This window comes from uncultured Microbacterium sp., assembly GCF_963524805.1.
In the GTDB taxonomy this organism is placed as follows: domain Bacteria; phylum Actinomycetota; class Actinomycetes; order Actinomycetales; family Microbacteriaceae; genus Microbacterium.
The window spans coordinates 191,411-215,074 of record NZ_CAURGG010000002.1 but is presented as its reverse complement, the minus strand read 5'-3'; the positions used below and the strand labels follow the sequence as shown (position 1 = coordinate 215,074).

The following is a 23,664-nucleotide window of genomic DNA, read 5'->3' as shown; positions in this document are numbered from 1 at the left end:
GACCCCTCGGGTGATCGGTCGGTGAACGATCTCCGACGCGCCGATGGGCGCCGGTAGGATCGACTCCCGTGACCTCTCTGCCCCCTCAGCCGCTCAGCCCGCTGGACGGCCGGTACTTCGCCGTCGTCGGCTCGCTGGCCGATCACCTGTCCGAGGCCGGCCTGAACCGTGCTCGCGTCGAGGTCGAGGTCGAGTGGCTCATCGCCCTCACCGATCGCTCGCTGTTCGGGTCCTCCCCGCTGACGGATGCCGAGAAGAACGACCTGCGCTCGCTGTACCGCGGGTTCGGCCAGCGGGAGATCGACTGGCTGGCCGAGAAGGAGGCCGTCACCCGCCACGACGTGAAGGCCGTGGAGTACCTCGTGCGCGACCGCCTGTCGACGCTGGGCCTCGACGGGATCGCCGAGCTGACGCACTTCGCGTGCACGAGCGAGGACATCAATTCCGCCTCCTACGCGCTGACCGTCCAGCGCGCCGTGACCGGTGTCTGGCTTCCCCGGCTGCGGACGGTGATCGCGGCGCTGCGGGGCCTCGCTGAACAGCACCGCGACGCCGCGATGCTCTCCCGCACCCACGGCCAGCCCGCCACTCCGACCACGATGGGCAAGGAGCTGGCGGTCTTCGTCTGGCGCCTCGAGCGGGTCGCGGCGCAGATCGCGGCATCCGAGTATCTGGCGAAGTTCTCCGGAGCCACCGGGACGTGGTCCGCCCACCTGGCCGCCGACCCGGATGTCGACTGGCCGGAGCTGACGCGCTCGTTCATCGAGGGTCTGGGCATCGGCTTCAACGTCCTGACGACCCAGATCGAGTCGCACGACTGGCAGGTCGAGCTGTACGACCGCGTGCGCCACGCCGGCGGCATCCTGCACAATCTCGCGACGGACATCTGGACCTACATCTCCCTCGGCTACTTCTCCCAGATTCCCGTCGCCGGGGCCACCGGCTCCTCGACGATGCCCCACAAGATCAATCCGATCCGCTTCGAGAACGCCGAGGCGAACCTGGAGATCTCCGGCGGCCTGCTCGCGACGCTCGCCTCGACCCTCGTGACTTCGCGCCTGCAGCGCGACCTGACCGATTCCACCACCCAGCGCAACATCGGCGTCGCCCTCGGGCACTCGCTGCTGGCGCTGGAGAATCTGCAGCGCGGGCTCGGGGAGATCTCCCTCGCGCAGCCGGTGCTGGATGCCGACCTCGATGCGAACTGGGAAGTGCTGGCCGAGGCCATCCAGACCGTGGTGCGCGCCGAGATCGCGGCGGGCCGGTCGCGGATCACCGATCCGTACGCGCTCCTGAAGGACCTGACGCGTGGGCGCCGCGTCGGCGGACCGCAGCTCGCCGAGTTCGTTCACGGCCTGGACATCGGCGATGCCGCAAAAAAGCGCCTGCTCGCCCTCACGCCCGCCACGTACACGGGCCTGGCGGCGTCGCTGGTCGACGAGCTCTAGCGGGGATCCGCCGATGCTGCGGCATCCGGATCTGTGCCGCCCGGCTTCTGCCCCTGGGCATCCGGGTCCGGCAGCAGCACGGGCCGGTCGATCTGCTTCTTGACCTGCGCGGGGTCGACGGCCAGCAGCATGAGGGCGACCATCACGAGCACCACGATGAAGGTGATTCCGGCGACGATGAGCGCGAGCTGGAGGGCGGCGGGAGCCTGCTCGGGACTGCGCCGCTGGAAGAACCCCATCGAGACGAGGGTCACGACACCCGCGAACAGTGCCGAGCCGAACGCCAGGCCGAGCAGCTGAAGGGGCTTCATGAGGTCGCGGCGCGTGGGCTTGTCATCGGTCATACGGTGCCCCTCTCGTCGTGGGCGGATGCGCGAAGGTCATCGGCGGCGCCGGGCGCCTCGGTGACCACCGGCTTGCGGGGTGAGAGCCCCGCGATGCCGAGGTAGACCGCGAGGATGGCGGCGTAGCCGCCGAAGAGGCCGACGCCGATGATGATGCCGGTGAGGGTGAACGTCGTGTTCGCCTCGTCGATCGTGTACCGCAGGGCGTACCCGGCGGGCACCACCAGCAGGCCGAGGCCGAGCACGATCGTCAGGATGCCGACCGTCAGGCCGTCGCGCGGCTCGGTGCGCGCGGAATCCATTTTGGCGAGACCGCGCGCCGCGCGCAGGGCGCGTGCGCCGGTGATGGTCTCGATCAGGCCGGTCAGAAGCGCCCAGCTGATCACGATGACGAAGAACATCGCATCGGTGCGCAGCTGCGCGATGCCGGCGATCATGCCGGCGATCACCGAGATGCTGCCGAGGCCGACGCTCGGCCACCGGGTGTCGACCGTGTAGACGAACCACCCCGCGGCAACCAGCACGAGGCCGGTCGCCAGTGCGAACCCGCTGAAGATCGACAGGCCGATCACGGCGGAGTGGTCGGGCGAGAAGGTGACCATGATCGCGGCGATCGCGGCGAACGCCGCACGGGCGAGCTGCACGTGCCGCACGTGGAAGCTGCGAGCAGCGGGGGATGTGGTCACGGGAATTCCTGGCGCGGAGGGTCCTGCGCGAAGCAGGAGGGATGCCACCCAGTCTACTTCTTGCCCTGTGACGGCCCGGCCGTGCCGTCGATGATGACGTCCGCGCGTGCGCGGGTGCCGTCGCGGACGAAGAACGCCTCTTCCTCAGCCATCCACCGCTCCCAGAGGGAACGGTGACTCTCGCCGTCGCGCCGGATGCCCCGACGCAGCCGTTCGTCCGCGGGAGCATCCACCCAGACACGCACGGCCAGCAGATCCGCCACCGCGCGCCGGGTGCAGGTCACGCCCTCGAGGACGACGAGCGGATGCCACGGCACGCTCTTCCAGCCGGCGAGCCCGTCTCCGAACTCATCGTGCTGCCAGTCCCGCACCTGATAGCCCGCGTCCCGACCGGCGAGCAGCGGAGCAAGCACCTGCGCGTCGAACCGCGGCCACCATCCGGCGACGTCGATCCAGGAGACGAAGTCGTCCATCGGGATGATCGGCGCGCCGAGCGCGGCCGCGACCGGCCGCGCGATCGTCGACTTGCCCGCGCCGGAAGGCCCGTCGATGCCGACCAGGCGCACCCCGGGCACGACGCTTGCACGAGCGAGGTCCGCGATCGCGCGAACCTGGTCAGTGGGCTGCACGGCTCCATCGTGCCAGGCCGACCTCCGCCTGCCGACCGCCGCCTATCGTGAACAGCGTGGAGGCACACGAGGTCGTCGTCATCGGGGCGGGTCTTGCCGGACTGCGGTGCGCCGCGCGGCTGGCAGGCGCCGGTCTCGACGTTCTCGTGCTCGAAGCGGACGACCGGGTCGGCGGCCGGCAGCGCACCGATCAGGTGGACGGCTTTCTGCTCGACCGCGGCTTCCAGGTGCTCAATCCCGCGTACCCGGCAGTGAGGCGCTGGGTGCAGGTGGATCGCCTGCGGATGCGCCCGTTCCCGGTCGGGGTGCGGGTTCGCCGCGAGAACGGGGTCGCCGAGCTGCGGCATCCGCTGCGTCATCCGACCGGCATCGCATCCACCCTCGCCAGTGGTCTGATCTCCCCCCGCGATGCAATCGCCCTCGCCCGTTGGATCACGCCTGCGCTGCTGCGGCCCCGGCACGTGATCGCCGGCACCGACCGTGCGCTTCGCGACGGATGGGATCGAGCCGGGCTGACCGGAGCCTTGCGCTCCCAGGTTCTGGAGCCTTTCCTGGCCGGAGTGCTGGCCGACGACTCCGGCGCGACGTCGGACTCGTTCGCCCGCCTGCTCGTTCGCATGTTCGTGCTGGGACGCCCGGGTGTGCCGGAGCAGGGCATCGGAGCACTGCCGGCGCAGCTGAGTGCGGCCGCGGCCTCCCGCGGAGCGGTCGTGAGACTGGGAGCCGCGGTGAAGGCGGTGCGACCGGATCGCTCGGCGATGGAGATCGATGTCAGCGGAGGTGACCCCGTGCGGGCACGAGCCGTGGTGGTCGCCGTCGGGCCGGACGCTGTGGCCGACCTGGTCGAGGTCCCACGGCCGCAGACGAAGGGGCTGCAGACGTGGTGGTTCTCGGCGGATGCCGCACCCACGGCATCCGCACTGCTGTCCGTCGACGGCAGACGGCGCGGACCGGTGGTCAACACCGCCGTGATGTCGAATGCGGCGCCGTCGTATGCTCCGCCGGGTATGCACCTGATCCAGGCGACCTGCCTCCTGCCGCAGGCGGCCCGCGGCGACGCGCAGGCCGCACCCCGCGAGAGGGACGTGCGCCGGCAGCTGTGCGAGATCTGGGGCGCCGATGCAGCGGACTGGCGGCTGATCCGTCGGGACGACATCCCCGACGCGCTGCCGGTGCAACCTCCTCCCTTGCGCGTGAGGAGCCCCGCCCGCATCGCCGGCGGCCTCTTCGTGGCGGGCGATCATCGCGACACCGCCTCGATCCAGGGCGCCCTCGTGTCGGGCGAGCGGGCCGCCTCCGCCGTGCTCGCCGGTCTGGCCGTGCCGAGGTGAGACGAAATGACCGGCGCGGCCGATAGCCTCGCAGGATGACGAGCCTGCATTCAACGGACGCCGCCGTGACGCAGTTCGCCGTGCTGGACGCCCTGCTCGCGGGCGCGTACGAGTCGGGCATCAGTGTGGCGGCGCTCCGCGGACTCGGCGACCTGGGCATCGGCTGCTGCGACCACCTCGGCGGCGAAGTGATCATCCTCGACGGCGAGGTCTACGAGTGCACGGTGGGCGCGCCGCCCGACCGGATGAGCGACGAGCAGATCCTTCCTTTCGTCGATATATGCCGCTTCCCACCTGCGCCCGGCTCAACGGTCACCGATCTCGACCTGCCCGCGTTCACCGCGCACATCCAGAGCCGGCTCGCGAGCCGCAACCTGTTCCATGCGGTGCGCGTGGACGGTGTCTTCGGATCCGTGCGAGTGCGGGTCACGCCGCGCCAGCACCACCCCTTCCGTCCGCTCGCCGAGGTCACGAGCGGACAGATCGAGACTGTCCTCCACGACGTGCACGGCACGCTCATCGGTTTCTGGGCTCCCGCGATCTACCAGGGCATCACCGTGGCCGGGCTGCATGTGCACTTTCTCGCGGACGATCGGAGCGTCGGGGGGCACGTGCTCGACGTGTCGATCCGGCGAGCGGAGATGAAGCTGGCCGCGTACGCGCGATTCGATCTGCACCTTCCCACCGATGAGCTCTTCCTGCGCACCGAACTCACCCACGACGAGGATCACCGCATCGTCGCTGTCGAGGGCGGCGCCCAGCACTGACATCCGTGGCGGTGCGAACCCGGGTCTCGTCAGAGCTGGTCGGCAATGATCGCGCCGACCGCCATCGCCGCCGCCGCCGGCCCGCGGGACGGCACGACGGGCAGCAGCGAGGTGTCGGCGATCCGCAATCCGGCGATTCCGCGCACTCGTCCGGCGCCGTCCGCGACGGCGAGCGGATCGGTGTCGAGTCCCATCGGGGCTGTCCCGCACGTGTGTGCGGCGCTGCCGAGGCGCGCCTCGACCCACGCGTCCAGCAGTTGGTCATCCGCGAGGGTCGCCGTGTCCAGATCAACGAGCCGATCGACCAGGCCCGCGAACGCCGGGTGCTGCAGCAGCTCCGCCGCCAGTCGCACACCCGCGCGCATCGCTGCACGATCGATCGGGTCGTCGAGATACCCGTAAGAGATGGTGGGGGAGGCGAAGGGGTGGGCGGATGTCGCCACCACCGTCCCCCGTGAGACCGGCCGCTGCAGTCCGACGATGAGGCCGTACGCGGCGGCTCCGGGTGCGTTCCGCGCCACCGGGTCGGGCGGCTGAGTGCACGCGAGGATCTCGAGATCGTCGCCCGGTGCGCCCTCCACGGCGACGCACAGGGCGATCGGGAACGCGCCGAACGCGTCCTCGGGGTGCACGTCACCCGTCCGAAGCGCCGTGGTCGGCATCCACTCGACCCACACCGTCGGGTGGTCGCTGAACGCAGCGCCGACGCCGGCGAGGTCGCACACGACGTCGATGCCGGCTGCGCGCAACCGGTCCGCCGGTCCGATGCCCGACGCGAGCAGCACGCGTGCGGTGCCGAAGCCGCCGGCGCACAGGATCACCTCGTCGGCTGCGATCACCTCCCGGATCCCGTCGGCGTCCGCGACCTCGACGCCCACCGCCCGATCGGCCTCGATCACGACGCGCAGGACGCGGCAGTCGCTGCGCAGGGAGATCTCCTGCCCGAGGTAGGCCGCGGCGACGCTGCGCACCACGCCGTCGTGCACCGTCGTGTCGAGGGCGAGCAGCCCCTCCTTGCGGCCCAGCGCGGCCGCCGCGTCGGCGAACGCGCGCGCCACGGGGTGCGTCTGCGGCGACGGCTGCGCACCGAGGCCTGCACCAGCCTGCTCGGCCAGAGAGCGCACGCGATCGGGTCGCCAGGCGTCGCCCCCCGCGGCATGCCACCGCTGCAGATCCAGGTCGACGGGCACGGCGAGATACCCGCCGTTGACGACCGACGACCCGCCCACCGCGCGACCCGGGGTGGCACGCCAGCGACGGCCGGCGGTCAGCAGAGCGGGGAGCGACCAGGTCGGCGGGTGGGCGATCGACGCATCGTCGGCCGCCCACGGGAGACCGATCGCGTCAACCGGGCGTCCGGCCTCGATCACGACGACGTCGTAGCGGTCCGCGACGCGTGATGCCAGCACGCATCCGGCGCTTCCGGCGCCGACGACGACCGCGCGCGGCTTCACCATCCGCTCACCCGCCACTGCATCTGATCAGGGTGCCACGGCGCCCGCGAACACCGCGAATCGACGCTCAGTTGCTGCTGGAGGAGCTCTTGTCGGGGAGGTACGGCTCGATGGCAGCGGCCAGTTTGGCCGGGTTCATGGATTGCAGCCAAACCTGGCCGGGGCCGTGCAGCTCGGCGAGGAAGAGCGAGTCGCCGAAGAACTTGTTCTTGATGCCCTTGATCGTCGCGAATTCGAGCGGCATCTCGGCGCGGAACATCGCGAGGTGGCCCGGGTGGATGAGCAGCGACTCGCCCGCCTTCAGGTCGTACTCGGTGATCTCGCCGGCGAGCTGAACCCACGCGGTTCCCGCTCCGGAGAGCTTCTGGAACACCACGCCGGCACCTCCGAAGATTCCGGCTCCCAGCTTTTTCTGCAGAGCGACCGATACTTCGACGTCGGTGGTGCTGGCTGTGTACGAGCCGGACTGGATCATGAAGTTGTCGGCAGGGTCGATCTGCACCGCACGAATGGTGCCGGGCAGCTGTGCGGCGAACGCCACCATTCCGCCGCGGGGCGCGGTGTACTTCGTCAGGAACAGCTGTGCCCCGCCGAGAACGCGCTTCAACCCGCTCATGAAGCCGCCCTGGCCGCCCGACGCGTGCGCGGTGGAGGTGTCGAGCTCCATACCGGGGCTGAGCCAGGCGACATCGCCGCCCTCCGCGACGACGGACTCGCCCGCGTCGAGCGTGATCTCGAGGATCGGCATGGTGGTTCCGGCGATGACGGTCTTCATGGCGTCACTGTAGCCGGACCGTCGTCGCAGCATCCAGAATCCGGCTCAATCCAGCGTGAGGGCTTCGGTCAGGCGCGGGCTGAGGCCGGGCGGCACGTCCACATCGACCGCGAGCGCGTGCAGGGCTCGACTGAAGTAGTTGCGGAGGGATGCCGCGAGGGCGATGTCGACGATCTCACGGTCGCTGAACCCCACCTCCCGCAGGCGCGTGCTGTCGGCATCCGTCATCGACGCCGAGTCCGTGCTCAGCCTCGCGGCGAAGTCCATCAGAGCGACGTCCGCCTCGCTCAGGCCCGCGTCCTGGTGATCGCGCGCGATGCGAGCAAGCTGCTCTTCGTCGAACAGCTTGAGCGACTTGCGCCCGTGAGCGTACAGGCACGCTTGCGAGCCGATCGCTTCGGCCGCGGCCAGAGTCGCCAGTTCGTAGTTGCGCAGACCCAGCTGCGACACGATGGTCCGGGCGAGGTGCTGGAAGACGCGGGTGGCCTCCGGGTTGACCGCCATCACCCGCGTGTGGCTGGGAACGTAGCCCAAGTCGGCCACGTCTGCCGAGTACAGATCGGCGACGCTCTCGTCGTCGTCCGGCGGAGTGTCGATGATGGACATGGGATCCTCCTCGCGTCGTTCTTGGATCGTGGCACTCTGGCGGGCGAAGCGGTAGTGGGCGCCGGTCTCGTCTCGCCGCGATCCCGTCGCTGCGCCCATTGACGCGCGCAGCGGCCACTGCTCTGATGAGCCCATGGAGCGGATCATCGACGTCGACTACCTGGTGGTGGGGGCGGGCGCGATGGGAATGGCCTTCGTCGACGCCCTGGTCGCCAACGCCGATGTCTCCGTCGCGATCGTCGACCGCCGCCATGGCGCCGGCGGTCATTGGCTGGACGCGTACGGGTTCGTTCGCCTCCACCAGGCGTCCGCGTTCTACGGCGTCGCCTCGACGCTTCTCGGCGGGGGCCGCGTGCAGACAGACGGACCCGAACACGGGCTGCACGAGCGGGCGAGTGCCGCCGAACTCGCGGAGTACTACGCCCGCGTGCTGGAACGCCTCACGGCGACCGGGCGAGTGCGCTTCTTCCCGCGCAGCGAGTACATCGGCGACCGCCGGTTCGTGTCACTGCTGAGCGGCGCGCGATTCTCCGCCCCCGGCGCGCGCGTGGTCGACGCGCGATACCTGTCGCCGGACATCCCGCTTCTCACCCCACCGCCGTTCGCTGTCGACGAGCGAGTGCGCGTCGTCGCCGTCAACGAATTGGTGCGCATCACGCACGCCCCTGAGAAGTACGTCATCGTCGGCGCGGGCAAGACGGCGACCGATACGTGTGTCTGGCTCCTCGTGAACGGCGTCTCGCCCAGCGCGATCACGTGGGTGCGACCGCGCGACCCGTGGCTGCTGAACCGCGCGGTGGTTCAACCCGATCCGGCCGTGTTCCTCGGGATGGCCGCCGACACGATGATCGCCGCGACCGACGCCGCCGACCCCGATGACGCCTTCTTGCGAATGGAGGATGCCGGCATCATGCTTCGACTCGACCCTGCGGTCACGCCGACCATGGCGAAGACCCCCACACTGGCGACGTGGGAGCTCGACCTCGCCCGCACGGTGGAAGACGTGGTGCGCCGCGGCCACCTGCGTGCCGTTGCCCCCGGCCGCCTGTCCTTCACGGACGGCGAGGTGCGCGTCCCCGCCGACGCGATGATCGTGCACTGCGCGGCGGAGGGACTCAAATACCCGGGCCTCCGGCCGATCTGGACCGAGGAGGCGATAACCCCGCAGCCGGTGCGGGTCGGGTTCCCCTGTTTCGGCGCGGCGCTGGTCGGCTACGTCGAAGCGACGCGTGATACGGATGCCGAGAAGAATCGCGTCTGCCGGCCGTCGCCGTACTCGGACACGCCGCAGGACTGGACGCTGATGCAGACGATCGGCGGTGACGCATCGCTGGCGATGTCGAAGGAAACCGATATGCGAGCGTGGTCGAACGCCACCTGGCTCAACCCCGCCCGCGTCACCCCCGCGCAGGCGGCCGACCCTGCGGTGGCTGCCGCAGGTGCACGCCTGCGCGAGCACATCGCACCCGGACGTGCGCGGCTGGCCGAGATGGCCGGGCGCTGATCGGCGCGAAGGTGTTGGCGGGGCGGCGGCCCCCTCCTAACCTGGGTGGATGGGGCCCGAACAGGCCGCGGTCGATCCCGGCCGCCTCGCCCGCGCTCTCGTCGCGGCGAACTCGTACATGACCGTCGCGACGGCCAGCGCCGACGGGGCGCCCTGGGCGTCGCCGGTCTGGTTCGGCTCGCGTGCGCTGGAGATCTTCGTCTGGGCATCCAGTCCGCACGCCCGGCACTCACGCAACATCGCGGAGAATCCTCGCGTGTCCCTCGTCGTCTTCGATTCGACGCAAGCCCCGGGAGCCGGAAGTGCTCTGTACATCGATGCCGACGCCGAGGTCGCGAGCGGGGCGTCGTTCGAGGACGCGCTGCAGCTGTACAACGCGCGATCGTTGGAGCGAGGCCTGGCGCAGTGGGACGCCACCAGACTCAGCGAGCCGGCGAAGCACCGCCTGTACCGCGCCGTCGTGCGGGATGTCTTCGTGCTCGATGACCACGACGAGCGGATCCGGCTGCCTCCGCGCGAGATCCTGCAGCCGGCGCCGGCGGAAACGCCGCCTGCTGTGCCGAGCGGGGAACGGCCTCAGTAGTCGACTCGGGACTCCCTGTCGATGTCGAGTTCGCTCTCATCAGCTCCCCAGGCGAGCAGCGCCGCATCGAGCTGGCGCCGAAGCCACTCGGCGGACAGGACGGTATCGGCCTCTCCGTCGAGCTGCGCGAGTTGATGGACTCGCTCGTCGGCCGTGCCGGTCAGGTCCTGTGGTGCCGTGGATTCTGCGCTGGTCATTCTGTGACCCCCTTCTGGTTGACGTGGCCGCCGCTGGGAATGTTTCCGAATGACACCGCCCGATCTGGCAGCGGCCGAGGACGGCTGCTGCTAGAGCCCGACCGCCATGTCGGTGAAGCGCGAGAAGTGCCCCTGGAAGGCGACGGTGATGGTGTCGGTCGGCCCGTTGCGGTGCTTGGCGACGATCAGGTCGGCCTCGCCTGCGCGCGGGCTGTCCTTCTCGTAGGCGGACTCGCGATGCAGCAGCACGACCATGTCGGCATCCTGCTCGATCGAGCCCGACTCGCGTAGGTCCGACAGGGCGGGCTTCTTGTCGGCTCGCTGCTCCGGACCACGGTTCAGCTGCGACAGGGCGATGACAGGAACCTGCAGCTCCTTGGCGAGCAGCTTCAGCGCGCGGGAGAACTCCGACACCTCTTGCTGGCGCGACTCGACGCGCTTGCCGCTGGTCATGAGCTGGAGGTAGTCGATGATCACCATCTTCAGCCCCTGACGCTGCTTGAGCCGGCGGCACTTCGCGCGGATCTCGACCAGCGTCATGTTGGGGCTGTCATCGATATAGAGAGGAGCGTCGTTGATGCGCCCGCGGGTCGAGGCGATCGTGGTCCAGTCGCGCGAGTCGAGGGTGCCCTTGCGCATGTTCTGCAGTGGCACGGCGCCCTCGGCGCTCATCAGGCGCATCGCGATCTCGCTGCGCCCCATCTCGAGCGAGAAGAGGATGGTGGGAAACCCGTGCTTGATCGCCGCAGATCGGGCGAAGTCCAGCGCGAGGGTCGACTTACCCATCGCGGGCCGTGCGGCGATGATGATCATCTGGCCGGCGTGCAGGCCGTTGGTCAGCTGGTCCAGGCCCGAGAACCCGGTCGGGATGCCGGTCATCTGGCCATCGCGACCGCGGGCCGCCTCGATCTCATCGACCGCCGCACTGACGGCGACCTCGAGCGGAACGTAATCCTCGGCAGCGTCCGCACCGGTGACGCCGTAGATCTCGGCTTGAGCGTTGTTGACGAGGTCCAGCGCCTCGCCTTGCCCGGAGTAGCCCATCTGCACGATGCGGGTGCCGGCATCCACCAGGCGGCGCAGCAGCGCGCGCTCTGAGACGATCGAGGCGTAGTAGCCGGCGTTGGCCGCGGTCGGAACGATCGAAGTCAGGGTGTGGAGGTAGTCGGCGCCGCCGGCCCGCTGCAGTTCGCCGGTCTTGATGAGCTCGTCGGTCACGGCCACGACGTCGGTCGGCTCGCCGTGCGAGTAGAGAGTGAGGACCGCTTCGAAGATGAGCTCGTGCTTGGGCACGTAGAAGTCGACGCCGCGGAGGGTCTCGATGACATCGGCGACGGCATCCTTCGAGAGCAGCATGCCCCCCAACGCGCTCTGCTCGGCGAGCAGGTCATGCGGCGGGGTGCGCTCGTGCTCCCGACGCTGGCCCCCCAGGCGCTCGTCCGAGATGTCGGCGATCGACATATGCACTTTCCTCCCCATCGTTGGCACCACAAAGGCACCGGTTCACCCGGAGCCGGCTGCGATCGGTGCGCGCTGCAGTGAGGCGAGATCGGATGCCGCAGCACCACCCTCATCCCGCCTTCAGCAGAACACGAACCGCCGACATGCGTCTGCGTCGACGTGCCGTGCGCCAACCCCCCGTGGGCCGCACCCCACGCTAGAGAGGGGCTTGCCCCCTCGCAACAGCGCCTGTGGATAAGTCTGTGGAGAGGCTGCGCGAAACGCCGGTGAGCCTGTGCACAACGTCTGTGGAGAAGTCCGGGGAGTGGTGGATCGGAGACGAATAAAGTTCGGTTGAACAGGGCTTTCCCTGGATGTCGCTTGTACCTACGGATGTGCTTGAAGTGCCGCTTGAAGGTTGTGCCGGACGAGGTGCGCCTGTGTACAGATTCGGGCGAGATAGAGCATTTATCCCCGCATCGGCCCTAGACACGACGACGGAGGTGGGGTAGCGTCTCAGGTCCAGGCACCCCTTAGATCCTTTTCATTCGAAATCGGATCGACGTTTTTCGTCGTATTGGAGGTGAATCGTGGACGCCATACACTCGCATCGCTTGTCGAGACTCTCCAAGCTGCTGCTGGCAGGAATCGGCGTCGCGTTCGCCTGGGTACTCCTGTCCTTCACCCTCGGGCTCTCCACCGCTCAGGCCCACGCCGACGACGACAGCGGCCTCCTGGGCGCCGTCGCATCCACTGTCGAGGACACGACATCGACCGTGGCCGACACCGCCGCGGGCACCACCGCCGTCGCCGTCGAGACGGTCGCGCCGGTGGTAGAGACGGTCGCTCCGGTCGTGCAGACGATCACAGCCGTCGCAGATCCTGTCGTTCCGGTCGCTCCGGTCGTCGAGGTCGTGGACGCAACGGTGACCCCGGTCGTCGAGACGGTCGCCGACATCGCGGCATCCGGCGTCGTGGCCCCGATCGTGGATTCGACCGTCGGCGTCGTCGGTGACATCCCGGTCGTCGGCGGGGTCGTTTCAGGTCTGGGCGCAGATGACGCCCTTTCCTCAGTCGGTCACAGCGTCGACGGTGTGCTGCAGGGAACAACCGGTGCCGTGGCAGACACCGTGACCGACGTCGTCGACACCACCGGCGGCGCCGTCACACCGCCTGTCCTTGCACCGGGCGCCAGCGTCGAAGACGTGGTCGCCGGCACGGGTGCGGATCACCTCGTTTCACGGACGGTCCTCCCACCGGCGGATGCCGCCCACGCGAGTTCGGCGCAGCCATTCGAGACGATTCTTCGGGCCGTGTATCTCACCGGTGCCGCTGCCTGGGCCTCGCTCACCTCCGATTCCCCCGCTGCCGCGACCTCGGCCGGCGCGGCTGCTGTCCCCGGAGGCGCCCTGGGCGGCGCCCTGGCTCTTCTCCGCTCTGCTCTGCAGGCGGACTCTGTTCTCACCGGACCCGCAGGCGCGGGTCCGGGCGCGTGGGTGCTGGTCGCCCTCGGATTCGTCGTCGCATACCGTGCCTGGGTGCGCCGAACCGGACTCGAGAACGACCCGGTGCCGCCCGCGCCCGTGTACTCCACCGACGTCTCTCCCGACTGATCGGATCCTCGCCGTCCTCGCGACGGCTGAGCATCCGCGCGCGTCCGCGCGCACATCCGATCAAGTCATCACATCTCAAGGAGAGATCATGCACACCTTCATCAAGCGCGCCTTGGTAGGCACGCTCCTCGCGGGCGGCATCACGCTGCTCGGCGGGACGGTCGCAAATGCGGCCGAGACAACGGGCGAGGACGGGATCCTGTCCGGCAATCAAGCCCTCATCGACGTGTCGGCTCCGGTCAGCATCGTCGACAACGCGGTATCGGTCATCGGAGACAGCACCTCGCTGTCGATGCCGTCCGCGCCGGTGACCTCACCAGCACCCGTGGCGGCCGGCCCGGCCGAAGCGCCGGCGACAAGCGGGGAGGACGGCATCGCGTCGGGCAACCAAGCCATCGTGAGCGTCTCCGTTCCCGTCACCGTCACGGACAATGCAGTGTCGGTCATCGGTGACAGCACGGTCGTGAACGCGGCACCGGCTCCGGCCCCCGCCACCAACACGACCACCGCTCCGAGCGAGGGTGCGACCACGACAGGCGAGGACGGGATCCTCAGCGGAAACCAGCTCCTCGCCTCCGTGAACGCACCGATCAACGTCTCGGGCAATGCAGTGTCGGTCATCGGTGACAGCACGGTCGTGAACGCGGCACCGGCTCCGGCCCCCGCCACCAACACGACCACCGCTCCGAGCGAGGGTGCGACCACGACAGGCGAGGACGGGATCCTCAGCGGAAACCAGCTCCTCGCCTCCGTGAACGCACCGATCAACGTCTCGGGCAACGCCGTCTCCGGCATCGGTGACAGCACGGTCATCGGCGGCAATCACGGCACCACCACCGGCAACGGCGGCAACACGTGGGTCGCACCGACCACCTCGGGAGAACATGGAATCCTCAGCGGAAACCAGCTCATCCCGGTGCTCAACATCCCGGTGAACGTCTCGGGCAACGCGGTCTCCGGAATCGGCGACAGCACCGTCATCGGCGGCAATCACGGCACCACCACCGGCAACGGCGGCAACACGTGGGTCGCACCGACCACCTCGGGAGAACATGGAATCCTCAGCGGAAACCAGCTCATCCCGGTGCTCAACATCCCGGTGAACGTCTCGGGCAACGCGGTCTCCGGAATCGGCGACAGCACCGTCATCGGCGGCAATCACGGCACCACCACCGGCAACGGCGGCAACACGTGGGTCGCGCCGGTCACCTCAGGGGCGGGCGGGATCCTCAGCGGAAACCAGCTGATCCCCGTGATCAACCTGCCGATCACGGTGGGCGGAAACGCTGTCTCGGTCATCGGCGACAGCACGGTCATCAACCCGGGAACCCCGGGCATGCCCGGAACCCCGGGAACGCCCGGCACCCCCGGCACCCCGGGAACGCCCGGCACGCCCGGAACGCCCGGAACGCCCGGAACGCCCGGCACCCCGGGAACGCCCGGCACCCCCGGCACGCCCGGCACCCCGGGAACGCCCGGCACCCCCGGCACCCCCGGAACCCCCGGCACCCCCGGCACCCCCGGCACCCCCGGCACCCCCGGAACCCCCGACACCCCCGGCACGCCCGGCACCCCGGGAACCTCGGGAACCTCGGGTCACACCGTTGAGCCGGCCGTCGCCATGGCGTCGGTCAGCTCCACCCAGCTCGCCGCCACCGGGGGGTCTGACGGAATCGTCGCACTGCTGATGGGCCTTGCGCTCATCGCGGCCGGCGGGGCCGTCGTCGTGCGGCGCCGGGTCGCGTAGCGCGGCGGCGGGTCGGGCGCCTGGCCTGACCCGCCCCCGCGGCGCGAGCCGAAAAGGCGGATGCCGCAGACCGGATCCCTCCGAGGAGGGCCGGGCTGCGGCATCCGTTGCGGATCTCGATACGGCGCTGACGCGCCTACTCGATCACCGGCTGCTACTTGGCGGCGACCACCACGAGGGTGATCACTGCGGTGAGGTCGTCGCGCAGGCGGATCGTCGCCTCGTGCTCGCCCACCGACTTGATCGGGGTGGTGATGTGGATCTTGCGCTTGTCGAGATCGCCCAGGCCGGCGGCCTTCACGGCGTCTGCGACATCGCCGGTCTTGACCGAGCCGAACAGGCGCCCTTCGGCACCGGCCTTCACGGTGAGCTTGACCTTGTTCGACTCCAGGGAGTCCTTGAGTGAGACGGCCTCTTCGTGGTCGTGGATCACGCGGGCTTCGCGGCCGGCGCGAATCGACGCAACCTGCTTCTCGCCACCGCGGCTCCAGGCCACGGCGTAGCCCTGGGGGATGAGGTAGTTGCGGGCGTACCCGTTCTTGACCTCGACAACGTCGCCGGCGCTACCGAGCCCGGCGACCTCGTTCGTGAGAATCAGCTTCGACATATCGAGTCCCTACCTGCCGGCGCCGGCGTAGGGCAGAAGTGCCATCTCGCGCGCGTTCTTGATGGCGCGGGCGATGAGGCGCTGCTCCTGCACGGAGACACCGGTGATACGACGAGCGCGGATCTTCCCGCGCTCTGAGATGAACTTGCGCAGCGTCGCGACGTCCTTGTAGTCGATGACGCCGACGCGGGTCGGCTTCGCGGGAGCGGTGACCTTGCCGCCCTTCCGCGGCTTGCGGCGATCGCCGCTTGACTTTCCAGCCATGTGTTTTCCTTTGCGTGTGAATGTCGGATGCCGGGGCATCCGGAATCTGCTTGATCCAGGGGTCTCGATACGGCGCTGGCGCGCCTACTCGACCACCGGTCCGTTAGAACGGAGTGTCGTCGCCGTAGGCGCCGGGGGCTGCCCAGGAGTCTCCGCCGCCGGAGTTGCCGCCGGTCGCCGGAGCGGTACGGCTGCCCGGAGTCGACCACGGCTCGTCCGAGACCTGGCCGCGGGACTGCCCGCCGCCACCGGCCGCGCGGGTCACCTGTGCGGTGGCGTAGCGCAGCGAGGGGCCGATCTCGTCGATCTCGAGCTCGATGGACGTGCGCTTCTCGCCTTCCTTCGTCTCGTAGGAGCGCTGCTTCAGGCGACCGGTCGCAACGACGCGGGAGCCCTTCGTCAGCGATCCGGCGACGTGCTCGGCGAACTCGCGCCACACGCTCGCGCGGAGGAACAGCGCTTCGCCGTCCTTCCACTCGTTCGTGGCGCGGTCGAGGGTGCGCGGCGTCGACGCGATCGTGAAGTTCGCGACGGGGAGTCCGTTCTGCGTGTACCGCAGTTCGGGATCAGCCGTGAGGTTTCCCACGACGGTGATGATCGTCTCGCCGGCCATCGTCGTTACGCGTCCTGCTTGATCTTCGCCGGGCGGGCAGCCTTGCGAGCGGCCTTCTCCTCGGCGCGGACGCGCTCGGACTCGATCAGGGCGATCGCTTCCTCGGCACGCAGCACCTTGGTGCGCATGACCTGCTCGCTCAGCTTGAGCTGACGGTCCAGCTCCTGCGTCGCGGCGCTGGTGGCGGTGAAGGCGACGACGGCGTAGACGCCTTCGGTCTTCTTCTGGATCTCGTACGCAAGACGGCGCTTGCCCCAGATGTCGACGTTGTCGATCGTCCCACCGTCGGTCGTGATGACCTTCAGGAACTTGTCGAGGGCCGCAGGGACCATTCGCTCGTCGATCTCGGGGTTCAGAATGACCATGAGTTCGTACTGGTGCGTCACTAACCCACCTCCTTCGGACTAGAACGGCTGCCGGGCATTTCCCGACAGCAGGAGGGTGTGTGCACGTCATCCGGAAGCGCACGAGGGTGCGCGCGTGCGGACAACCCTCCGATACTACCGGATCCGGTGCGCGAGCCCGAATCGTGCTTCGGCTCTCCGCCCCAACCCATACCCCGCGTGCGAGCCCATAGGTTGCGGCGCCCCTAAGCGGATGGGTTCGCGTCGAACGGATGGGCTCGCGCCAGCAGGGCGTCGAGCCAGGCCCGATCCGCATCCGGGGCGGGGGGCGCGAGGGGGTACGCGGCCGGCGTGGCCGAGAACGTGACGGGATGCCGCACCCCCGGCATCCGCTCGCCGTCTGTGCCCGCGTGCACCACCGGCTCCAGTCCCAGCCGGTCGGCCCAGCCGAACGCCTCGCCGACGTCGAGGATCGGGGCGCACGGCACGCCTGCGGAGCTGAGGACGCCGTACCACTCGCTCGCGGGCCGGCCGGCGAGCGCCGCCTCCAGCAGCGGCCTCAGCGCGTCGCGATGGAGGGTGCGCTCGCGAGCTGCCGCGAAGCGCGGGTCGGGTTCGATTCCGAGCGCCGCGCACAGGCGCGCGAACTGCGCGTCGTTGCCGCACGCGATCACCACCTGCCCCTGCGCGGTGGGGAACGGGCCGTACGGGTAAATGCTCGGATGATCGTTGCCCAGCCGCTGCGGCACGACGCCCGCGAGCGCGAACGCCCCGGACTGGTTCGCGAGAGCCGACATCGCCGAGCTCAGCAGGTTGACCTCCAGCCGCTGTCCCTCGCCCGTCGCGTCACGATGATGAAGGGCCGCGAGGATGCCGACCGCGGCGTGCAGTCCGGTGACCACATCCACGATCGCGACGCCGGCCTTCATCGGCCCGCTCTCGGAAGACCCGGTGATGCTCATCAGACCCGACAGCGCCTGGGCGAGCACGTCGTACCCGGGCAGGTCCGAGCCCGGCCCGAAGCCGGTGATCGACGCGTACACGACGCGCGGGTTCCCGACGCGGACCGCGTCGTAGTCGAGGCGGTAGCGCGCGAGCCCGCCGGGCTTGAAGTTCTCGATCACGACGTCGGCGCGCGCAGCGAGGTCGCGCGCGACGGTCAGGTCCGCGGAGTCGGCGAAATCGAGGGTGACGGCGCGCTTGTTGCGGCCTATCGACAGATAGTAGGTCGCTTCGTGGTCGCGGGAGGGCGGCATCCACTCGCGCGTCTCGTCGCCGGTTGGACTCTCGACCTTCACGACGGTCGCGCCGAGGTCGCCGAGCAGCATGGTGCAGTACGGCCCGGCGAGCACGCGGGTGAAATCCGCGACGATCAGCCCTTCGAGCGGGCCGGTCACCGGAATGCGCCGATGCCCGTGAGGTGCTCGCCGAGGATCAGCGTGTGCACCTCGTCGGTGCCCTCGTACGTGCGCACCGACTCGAGGTTCGCGGCATGACGGATCGGCGAGTGCGCGAGCAGAACGCCGTTGCCGCCGAGGATCGTGCGGGCCTCGCGCGCGATCGCCAGCGCCTCGCGCACGTTGTTGAGCTTGCCGACCGAGATCTGGGCGGGGGTGAGCGTGCCGGCATCCTTCAGGCGTCCCAGGTGCAGTGCCAGCAGTGCACCCTTCTGCAGCTCGAGCACCATGTTGACGAGCTTCTGCTGTGTGAGCTGGAAGCCCGCGATGGGCCGGTCGAACTGCTCGCGGGTCAGCGCGTAGCGCAGCGCCGCCTCGTAGCTGTCGCGGCCGGCCCCGAGAGCGCCCCACACGATGCCGTACCGGGCTTCGTTTAGCGCGGAGAAGGGGCCGCGCAGTCCGCGCGCGCCGGGGAGCAGGGCGGATGCCGGCAGTCGCACCTCGTCGAAGTGCAGCTCGGTCTGAATCGAGGCGCGCATCGAGAGCTTCGGCTCGAGCACCGTGATGTGGAAGCCGGGGGCATCGGTGGGAACGATGAAGCCGCGCACTCCGTCGTCCGTCTGCGCCCAGACAACCGTCAGCTGCGCGATCGAGGCCAGGCCGATCCAGCGCTTGGAGCCGGTGAGCACCCAGTCCCCGCCGTCCCTGCGCGCGAAGGTCTTCATGCGGGAAGGGTCGGAGCCGGCATCCGGCTCGGTGAGGCCGAAGCTGCCGATCACCTCGCCGGTCGCCATCCGCGGCAACCACTCCCGCTTCTGCTCGTCGCTGCCCCACCGGTGGATTGAGCCCATCGCGAGGGAACCCTGCACGGAGACGAAAGTGCGCAGGCCGGAGTCGCCGGCCTCGAGCTCGAGCGCGGCGAGACCGTACTCGACGGCGCTGCGACCTGGGCATCCGTACCCCTCGAGGTTCATCCCGAGCACGCCGAGCCGCCCGAACTCCCGGGCGAGCTCACGCGGAAAGTGGCCACGGTCGAACCAGTCGGCGATGTGCGGCCGGATCTCGGCGTCCACGAAAGCGCGGACACGATCGCGCACCGCGCGCTCGTCGTCGCTGAGCAGTGCGTCGATGCCCAGGACGTCGGATGCCGCGCGCAGCGCCTCGATGTCGTGCGGATCTCGCGCGCTCATGCCGACTCCTTCGTTGGTGCGGATGCCCGTGCCGCCGCGCTCGCGCCTTCGTCCCTGCCGAATTCAGGCTGAACGCGGCGGCGGGCGCCTCATCGCGGCGTGTCGGCCAGATCCACCATATCCAGCCTGAGTTCGGCATCAGCGCGGGGAAGAACCGCGGCCGGGTAGCGTGTGCGTCATGGAGCGCGGGGATGGGGTGAGCCGGTGAGCGGCACGCCGGCATCCTTGTCGTTCGATGCCCGCCCGCTCGTGGATCCGGTGGACCGCTTCGAGGTGCGGGACTTCATGCGCCCGATCGAGCAGAGCGGCGCCGTCCCGAGCCGCCTCGCCAACGCGATGACGCTCGTCCCGCTCATCGCCGGCGCGTTCTTCTTCGCGGTGTTCGGCTTCGTGTTCGTGACGATCGCCGCGTCGATCCTCGCCGCGCTCGCCTCGAACGGCTCCGGTGCGAGCGCCGCATGGATCAGCACGCTGGGCGTCGTCGTGCCGATCGTGCTCTTCGGCGGAGCGCTCACCGCCGTCATCCTGTACTACCGCCGCAGCACGAACCTGCGCGAGGAGCGCTGGTTCCGGCTCGACCGCTTCGCCCGGGCGAACGGCATGAGCTACCAGCTGGGCGCCTCCACTCGGGCCCTGCCCGGGGTGATCTTCACAGTGGGCAGCGGCCGCGCGGCCAGCGACATCGTGCGCGGCACCGTCCCGCGCGAGGTGGAGTTCGGCAACTACGAGTACACGACCGGCTCGGGCAAGAACCGCACCACGCACCGGTGGGGCTACGTCGCGATCAAGCTCGACGTGCCCTTGCCCAACATCGTGCTGGACGCGACGAGCAACAACGGCCTGTTCAGCTCGAACCTGCCCGCGACGTTCGACAAGAACCAGAGGCTCGGCCTCGAGGGCGACTTCGACGAGTACTTCTCGCTCTACTGCCCCGAGGGCTACGAGCAGGATGCCCTGTACCTGTTCACGCCCGACATCATGGCCCGCTTCATCGACCACGCCGCCGCACTCGACGTCGAGATCGTGGACGATTGGCTGTTCCTCTACGCAAAGCGCGAGTGCTCCGGGCTCGATCCGGCGACGTGGGCCTGGCTGTTCTCGGTGGTCGCCGCGCTGCTGGACAAGTTCGCCCAGTGGGCGAGGTGGCGCGACGACCGGCTGCGAACGGATGCCGTGGCAGCGGCATCCGTCACGCACCGCGTCTCCGATGCCGGCGGCGGGGCGCCGGCGCTGCCCTTCGCCGCTCCGGCACAGGCGCTGCGCCCGCCGCCCGGCATCGCACGGCCGGGCCGGCGCCTCAAGCGCGGCGTGCCCTGGGGTGCGGTCGTCGTCGCCGGCCTCTTCACCCTGTTCTGGCTGTGGGGCCAGTTCGACTTCTTCGGCCTCTTCGACTGGCTGTCGGCAGGGATATCGAACGGGCCGACGCCCTGACGGGGGGCGTGGCGGTCACTCCTCGCGAGACGCGTTCCACGCGGCGCGGCGTGATGCCTGCTCGATCGGGTCGGGAACGGGAAGCGACGCGATGAGCCGCTTCGTGTAGGGGTCCTGCGGGTTGCCGAGGACCTTCGCCGTGGGTCCCTCCTCCGCGATCTCGCCGTTGTGCAGCACGACGATGCTGTGTGCGAGGAGATCCACCACGGCCAGGTCGTGCGTGATGAACAGCGTCGCGAAACCGAAACGCTCCTGCAGTTCCCGGAACAGCTCGAGCACCCGCGCCTGCACCGACACGTCCAGCGCACTGGTGGGCTCGTCCGCGATCAGCAGCTTCGGGTCCAGCGCGAGAGCGCGGGCGAGCGAGGCGCGCTGGCGCTGCCCGCCGGACAGCTCGTGCGGGAAACGCTGGCCGAACGCCTTGGGCAGCTGGACCGCTTCGAGCAGTTCGTCCACCTTGGAACGCGCTGCCGAGGCGTCGCGGGCGTCGGTGTGCACGATGAGCGGCTCGGCGACGTTCTGGGCGATCGTCAGGAGCGGGTTGAAGCTGGTGGCAGGATCCTGGAAGACGAAGCCCAGCTCGCTGCGCTTGCGCTTGAAGTCGCGCTCCTTCACCCCGAGCATCTCGGTCCCGAGCACCCGCAGCGACCCGTCGGCGACCGGGGTCAGTCCGGCGATCGCGCGCCCGATCGTGGTCTTGCCCGACCCGCTCTCGCCGACCAGCCCCAGCACTTCGCCTGGGCCGATGCTGAAGCTCACGCGGTTGACCGCGCGGAAGGCCGCCCGGCGGAAGCGTCCGGCGTACTCGATCACGAGGTCTTCGGCAACGACGATCGGCTCGGCCGCGCGGGTCTGCGCCGGCAGCTGACGGTCGGAGATCTCCAGGCGCGGAACCGCCGCCAGCAGCTTCTTGGTGTACTCGTGCACCGGGGCGGCGAACAGGTCGGTCACCGTGGCCGTCTCGACGATCTCGCCCTCGAGCATGACCGCCACCCGGTCGGCCAGGTCGGCCACCACGCCCATGTTGTGCGTGATGAGGACGATCGCCGTGCCGTCCTCGTCGCGCAGGCGGCGCAGGAGCTCGAGGATCTCGGCTTGCACGGTGACATCGAGAGCGGTGGTGGGCTCATCCGCCACGATGACCGTGGGATCCAGCGCGAGCGCGGTGGCGATCACGATGCGCTGCTTCTGGCCTCCCGAGAACTGGTGCGGGTAGTCGTCCACCCGGCGCTCCGCATCGGGGATGCCGACGCGGCGCAGCATCTGGATCGCCCGCTCCCGCGCCTGCGACTTGGTGTACTTGCCGTGGGCCCGCAGGCCCTCCGCCAGCTGCCACCCGACGGTGAACACCGGGTTCAGGGCCGTGGAGGGCTCCTGGAAGATCATCGCGGCCTTGGTGCCGCGCACCTCCCGCAGCTCCTTCTTGTCCAGGCCGACGACGTCGGTGCCATCCAGGACGACAGCACCGCCCATCCGTGCCGTCTCCGGCAGAAGACCGAGGATCGTGCGCGCGGTCACGGTCTTGCCGCTGCCGGACTCGCCGACGATCGCGAGCACCTCGCCGCGGCGGACATCGAGCGTCACTCCGCGCACGGCGTGGACGTCGCCGCCGTCGGTCGCGAACGACACATCCAGATCGCGGATGTCGACGGCCGGTGCGTCGGATGCTGCCGGTACGGCGGCCATCACTCCACCTCTCCCATGAACTCACGCGTGATCGGCTGGGTCGCTGCGACGGCATCCGCCGGGGTCTGCTTGCCCGCGCGTCGACGCGCACGCAGGCGCGGGTCGGCGAGGTCGTTGAGGCCCTCGCCGATGAGCGTCATCCCGAGGATCGCGAGGACGATGGCCACGCCCGGCGGGATCGCCGTCCACCAGATTCCCGCGGAGACGTCGCCGATCGACTTGTTCAGGTCGTAACCCCACTCGGCAGCTGCCGTGGGCTCGATGCCGAAGCCGAGGAAGCCGAGTGCCGCGAGGATCGCGATCGCCTCGGACGCGTTCAGCGTCACGATGAGCGGGAGCGAACGGGTCGAGTTGCGCAGCACGTGGACGAACATGATGCGCCACGTCGATGCGCCGATGACCTTGGCGGACTCGACGAAGGCCTCCGCCTTGATGCGGACGACCTCGGAGCGCACCACCCGGAAGTACTGCGGGATGAACACGACGGTGATCGAGACGGCTGCCGCCAGGATCCCCGGCCACAGTCCGGACTGCCCGCCGCTGATCGCGATCGCCGCGACGATCGCCAGCAGCAGAGTGGGGAACGCGTAGATGGCGTCGGCGATGACCACCAGCACGCGATCAAGCCATCCGCCCAGGTAGCCGGAGACGAGGCCGAGCAGGATGCCGAGGAACACGGACAGCACCAGCGCGACGATGATGACCAGCAAGGACGTCCGAGCGCCCCAGATCGTGCGGGACAGAACGTCGTAGCCGCCGACGGTGGTGCCGAGCAGATGCTGCGAGCTCGGAGGCTGCTGTGCACCGAACAGTCCGTCGGGACCGCGCAGCTGTGCGAAGCCATAGGGCGCAAGCCACGGAGCGAAGATCGCGAGGATGAGGAAGATCGCGGCGAGGATCAGGCCGGCGACGAGCATGCCGCGCTGCAGGCCGACGCTCTGCCGAAGCTGATGGACGACGGGAAGGCGGTCGAGCAGTCGAGGGCCGCCGGTGCTGGTCTTGGCCATG

At 69.6% G+C, this 23,664-nt stretch carries 24 protein-coding genes; 8 read left to right on the top strand and 16 right to left on the bottom strand.

Features of this window, described 5'->3' with window-relative positions:
- Positions 1-68: 68 nt before the first annotated feature.
- On the top strand, positions 69-1,448 hold the full coding sequence (gene purB / locus RWQ91_RS05385; protein WP_314503281.1) for an adenylosuccinate lyase: 1,380 nt from the start codon (positions 69-71) through the stop codon (positions 1,446-1,448).
- Here purB and RWQ91_RS05380 read toward each other — a convergent pair.
- Genes RWQ91_RS05380 through RWQ91_RS05370 form a run of 3 tightly spaced genes read right to left on the bottom strand, consistent with a single transcriptional unit; the run spans position 1,445 to position 3,107 of the window.
- Positions 1,445-1,792 (bottom strand): amino acid transporter, encoded by a 348-nt coding sequence (locus tag RWQ91_RS05380; protein ID WP_314503279.1) that lies wholly within the window; start codon positions 1,790-1,792, stop codon positions 1,445-1,447. The genes purB and RWQ91_RS05380 overlap by 4 nt on opposite strands.
- The gene (locus RWQ91_RS05375; protein WP_314503276.1) at positions 1,789-2,478 is read right to left on the bottom strand and encodes an acyl-CoA synthetase; all 690 of its coding nucleotides are present in this window, start codon (positions 2,476-2,478) and stop codon (positions 1,789-1,791) included. The genes RWQ91_RS05380 and RWQ91_RS05375 overlap by 4 nt, the downstream gene beginning before the upstream one ends.
- A gap of 53 nt (positions 2,479-2,531) precedes the next feature.
- Positions 2,532-3,107 carry an AAA family ATPase gene (locus RWQ91_RS05370; RefSeq protein WP_314503274.1) on the bottom strand — a complete coding sequence of 192 codons (576 nt, stop codon included), beginning with the start codon at positions 3,105-3,107 and terminating at the stop codon, positions 2,532-2,534.
- 56 nt (positions 3,108-3,163) lie between these two features.
- On the opposite strand from RWQ91_RS05370, the gene RWQ91_RS05365 reads away from it, so the two are divergent.
- Both RWQ91_RS05365 and budA read left to right on the top strand, forming a co-directional pair.
- Positions 3,164-4,438, top strand: coding sequence for an NAD(P)/FAD-dependent oxidoreductase (locus RWQ91_RS05365; protein WP_314503271.1), 1,275 nt, complete (start codon positions 3,164-3,166; stop codon positions 4,436-4,438).
- 35 nt (positions 4,439-4,473) lie between these two features.
- On the top strand, positions 4,474-5,205 hold the full coding sequence (gene budA, locus RWQ91_RS05360) for an acetolactate decarboxylase (protein WP_314503269.1): 732 nt from the start codon (positions 4,474-4,476) through the stop codon (positions 5,203-5,205).
- 29 nt (positions 5,206-5,234) lie between these two features.
- Here budA and RWQ91_RS05355 read toward each other — a convergent pair whose 3' ends face one another.
- From RWQ91_RS05355 to RWQ91_RS05345, 3 genes are all read right to left on the bottom strand, one after another.
- Positions 5,235-6,662, bottom strand: coding sequence for a GMC oxidoreductase (locus RWQ91_RS05355; RefSeq protein WP_314503268.1), 1,428 nt, complete (start codon positions 6,660-6,662; stop codon positions 5,235-5,237).
- A 64-nt stretch (positions 6,663-6,726) separates the two neighbouring features.
- Positions 6,727-7,434 carry an AIM24 family protein gene (locus RWQ91_RS05350; RefSeq protein WP_314503264.1) on the bottom strand — a complete coding sequence of 236 codons (708 nt, stop codon included), beginning with the start codon at positions 7,432-7,434 and terminating at the stop codon, positions 6,727-6,729.
- Between the two features lie 45 nt (positions 7,435-7,479).
- Entirely contained in the window at positions 7,480-8,040 is a 561-nt protein-coding gene (locus RWQ91_RS05345) for a carboxymuconolactone decarboxylase family protein (RefSeq protein WP_314503262.1), read from the bottom strand.
- A 133-nt stretch (positions 8,041-8,173) separates the two neighbouring features.
- Here RWQ91_RS05345 and RWQ91_RS05340 point away from each other — a divergent pair, with 133 nt between their 5' ends.
- Positions 8,174-9,544, top strand: coding sequence for a pyridine nucleotide-disulfide oxidoreductase (locus RWQ91_RS05340; protein ID WP_314503261.1), 1,371 nt, complete (start codon positions 8,174-8,176; stop codon positions 9,542-9,544).
- A gap of 49 nt (positions 9,545-9,593) precedes the next feature.
- Positions 9,594-10,127 carry a pyridoxamine 5'-phosphate oxidase family protein gene (locus RWQ91_RS05335; protein ID WP_314503258.1) on the top strand — a complete coding sequence of 178 codons (534 nt, stop codon included), beginning with the start codon at positions 9,594-9,596 and terminating at the stop codon, positions 10,125-10,127.
- On the opposite strand, the gene RWQ91_RS05330 is transcribed toward RWQ91_RS05335, so the two are convergent.
- Entirely contained in the window at positions 10,121-10,324 is a 204-nt protein-coding gene (locus RWQ91_RS05330) for a hypothetical protein (protein WP_314503256.1), read from the bottom strand. The two genes, RWQ91_RS05335 and RWQ91_RS05330, sit on opposite strands and share 7 nt — an antisense overlap.
- Positions 10,325-10,414: 90 nt before the next feature.
- Positions 10,415-11,785, bottom strand: a complete 1,371-nt coding sequence (gene dnaB, locus RWQ91_RS05325) for a replicative DNA helicase (RefSeq protein WP_314503255.1) — start codon at positions 11,783-11,785, stop codon at positions 10,415-10,417.
- A gap of 593 nt (positions 11,786-12,378) precedes the next feature.
- Here dnaB and RWQ91_RS05320 point away from each other — a divergent pair.
- Positions 12,379-13,377 carry a hypothetical protein gene (locus tag RWQ91_RS05320; protein ID WP_314503253.1) on the top strand — a complete coding sequence of 333 codons (999 nt, stop codon included), beginning with the start codon at positions 12,379-12,381 and terminating at the stop codon, positions 13,375-13,377.
- 88 nt (positions 13,378-13,465) lie between these two features.
- Positions 13,466-15,124 carry an LPXTG cell wall anchor domain-containing protein gene (locus RWQ91_RS05315; RefSeq protein WP_314503252.1) on the top strand — a complete coding sequence of 553 codons (1,659 nt, stop codon included), beginning with the start codon at positions 13,466-13,468 and terminating at the stop codon, positions 15,122-15,124.
- A 154-nt stretch (positions 15,125-15,278) separates the two neighbouring features.
- Here RWQ91_RS05315 and rplI read toward each other — a convergent pair whose 3' ends face one another.
- The 6 genes from rplI to RWQ91_RS05285 all read right to left on the bottom strand — a co-directional run bounded on the left by rplI (position 15,279) and on the right by RWQ91_RS05285 (position 19,539).
- On the bottom strand, positions 15,279-15,731 hold the full coding sequence (gene rplI / locus RWQ91_RS05310) for a 50S ribosomal protein L9 (protein ID WP_314503250.1): 453 nt from the start codon (positions 15,729-15,731) through the stop codon (positions 15,279-15,281).
- 9 nt (positions 15,732-15,740) lie between these two features.
- Positions 15,741-15,995 carry a 30S ribosomal protein S18 gene (gene rpsR / locus RWQ91_RS05305; protein ID WP_314503248.1) on the bottom strand — a complete coding sequence of 85 codons (255 nt, stop codon included), beginning with the start codon at positions 15,993-15,995 and terminating at the stop codon, positions 15,741-15,743.
- 103 nt (positions 15,996-16,098) lie between these two features.
- Positions 16,099-16,608: a single-stranded DNA-binding protein gene (locus tag RWQ91_RS05300; protein WP_314503247.1), complete on the bottom strand. Its 510-nt coding sequence runs from the start codon at positions 16,606-16,608 to the stop codon at positions 16,099-16,101.
- 5 nt (positions 16,609-16,613) lie between these two features.
- Positions 16,614-16,994 (bottom strand): 30S ribosomal protein S6, encoded by a 381-nt coding sequence (gene rpsF, locus RWQ91_RS05295; RefSeq protein ID WP_314503244.1) that lies wholly within the window; start codon positions 16,992-16,994, stop codon positions 16,614-16,616.
- Between the two features lie 203 nt (positions 16,995-17,197).
- Positions 17,198-18,349: a CoA transferase gene (locus tag RWQ91_RS05290; protein WP_314503241.1), complete on the bottom strand. Its 1,152-nt coding sequence runs from the start codon at positions 18,347-18,349 to the stop codon at positions 17,198-17,200.
- Positions 18,346-19,539 carry an acyl-CoA dehydrogenase family protein gene (locus RWQ91_RS05285; RefSeq protein ID WP_314503239.1) on the bottom strand — a complete coding sequence of 398 codons (1,194 nt, stop codon included), beginning with the start codon at positions 19,537-19,539 and terminating at the stop codon, positions 18,346-18,348. Before RWQ91_RS05285 ends, RWQ91_RS05290 begins: the two co-directional genes overlap by 4 nt.
- Positions 19,540-19,743: 204 nt before the next feature.
- On the opposite strand from RWQ91_RS05285, the gene RWQ91_RS05280 reads away from it, so the two are divergent.
- Positions 19,744-20,970 carry a hypothetical protein gene (locus tag RWQ91_RS05280; RefSeq protein ID WP_314503236.1) on the top strand — a complete coding sequence of 409 codons (1,227 nt, stop codon included), beginning with the start codon at positions 19,744-19,746 and terminating at the stop codon, positions 20,968-20,970.
- A gap of 15 nt (positions 20,971-20,985) precedes the next feature.
- Here RWQ91_RS05280 and RWQ91_RS05275 read toward each other — a convergent pair whose 3' ends face one another.
- Together RWQ91_RS05275 and RWQ91_RS05270 are read right to left on the bottom strand one after the other, a co-directional pair.
- The gene (locus tag RWQ91_RS05275) at positions 20,986-22,656 is read right to left on the bottom strand and encodes an ABC transporter ATP-binding protein (RefSeq protein ID WP_314503233.1); all 1,671 of its coding nucleotides are present in this window, start codon (positions 22,654-22,656) and stop codon (positions 20,986-20,988) included.
- A complete protein-coding gene (locus RWQ91_RS05270) occupies positions 22,656-23,663 on the bottom strand; it encodes an ABC transporter permease (RefSeq protein ID WP_314503231.1) in 1,008 nt (335 codons plus the stop codon). The genes RWQ91_RS05275 and RWQ91_RS05270 overlap by 1 nt, the downstream gene beginning before the upstream one ends.
- Position 23,664 lies beyond the last annotated feature (1 nt).

What these genes read in the sequence shown, in the direction of transcription:
- RWQ91_RS05380 (WP_314503279.1), bottom strand. Translation starts at nt 1,792, where the DNA reads ATGACCGATGACAAGCCCACGCGCCGCGACCTCATGAAGCCCCTTCAG.
- budA (WP_314503269.1), top strand. Translation starts at nt 4,474, where the DNA reads ATGACGAGCCTGCATTCAACGGACGCCGCCGTGACGCAGTTCGCCGTG.
- RWQ91_RS05355 (WP_314503268.1), bottom strand. Translation starts at nt 6,662, where the DNA reads ATGGTGAAGCCGCGCGCGGTCGTCGTCGGCGCCGGAAGCGCCGGATGC.
- RWQ91_RS05350 (WP_314503264.1), bottom strand. Translation starts at nt 7,434, where the DNA reads ATGAAGACCGTCATCGCCGGAACCACCATGCCGATCCTCGAGATCACG.
- RWQ91_RS05345 (WP_314503262.1), bottom strand. Translation starts at nt 8,040, where the DNA reads ATGTCCATCATCGACACTCCGCCGGACGACGACGAGAGCGTCGCCGAT.
- RWQ91_RS05340 (WP_314503261.1), top strand. Translation starts at nt 8,174, where the DNA reads ATGGAGCGGATCATCGACGTCGACTACCTGGTGGTGGGGGCGGGCGCG.
- RWQ91_RS05335 (WP_314503258.1), top strand. Translation starts at nt 9,594, where the DNA reads ATGGGGCCCGAACAGGCCGCGGTCGATCCCGGCCGCCTCGCCCGCGCT.
- RWQ91_RS05330 (WP_314503256.1), bottom strand. Translation starts at nt 10,324, where the DNA reads ATGACCAGCGCAGAATCCACGGCACCACAGGACCTGACCGGCACGGCC.
- dnaB (WP_314503255.1), bottom strand. Translation starts at nt 11,785, where the DNA reads ATGTCGATCGCCGACATCTCGGACGAGCGCCTGGGGGGCCAGCGTCGG.
- RWQ91_RS05315 (WP_314503252.1), top strand. Translation starts at nt 13,466, where the DNA reads ATGCACACCTTCATCAAGCGCGCCTTGGTAGGCACGCTCCTCGCGGGC.
- rplI (WP_314503250.1), bottom strand. Translation starts at nt 15,731, where the DNA reads ATGTCGAAGCTGATTCTCACGAACGAGGTCGCCGGGCTCGGTAGCGCC.
- rpsR (WP_314503248.1), bottom strand. Translation starts at nt 15,995, where the DNA reads ATGGCTGGAAAGTCAAGCGGCGATCGCCGCAAGCCGCGGAAGGGCGGC.
- RWQ91_RS05300 (WP_314503247.1), bottom strand. Translation starts at nt 16,608, where the DNA reads ATGGCCGGCGAGACGATCATCACCGTCGTGGGAAACCTCACGGCTGAT.
- RWQ91_RS05285 (WP_314503239.1), bottom strand. Translation starts at nt 19,539, where the DNA reads ATGAGCGCGCGAGATCCGCACGACATCGAGGCGCTGCGCGCGGCATCC.
- RWQ91_RS05275 (WP_314503233.1), bottom strand. Translation starts at nt 22,656, where the DNA reads ATGGCCGCCGTACCGGCAGCATCCGACGCACCGGCCGTCGACATCCGC.
- RWQ91_RS05270 (WP_314503231.1), bottom strand. Translation starts at nt 23,663, where the DNA reads ATGGCCAAGACCAGCACCGGCGGCCCTCGACTGCTCGACCGCCTTCCC.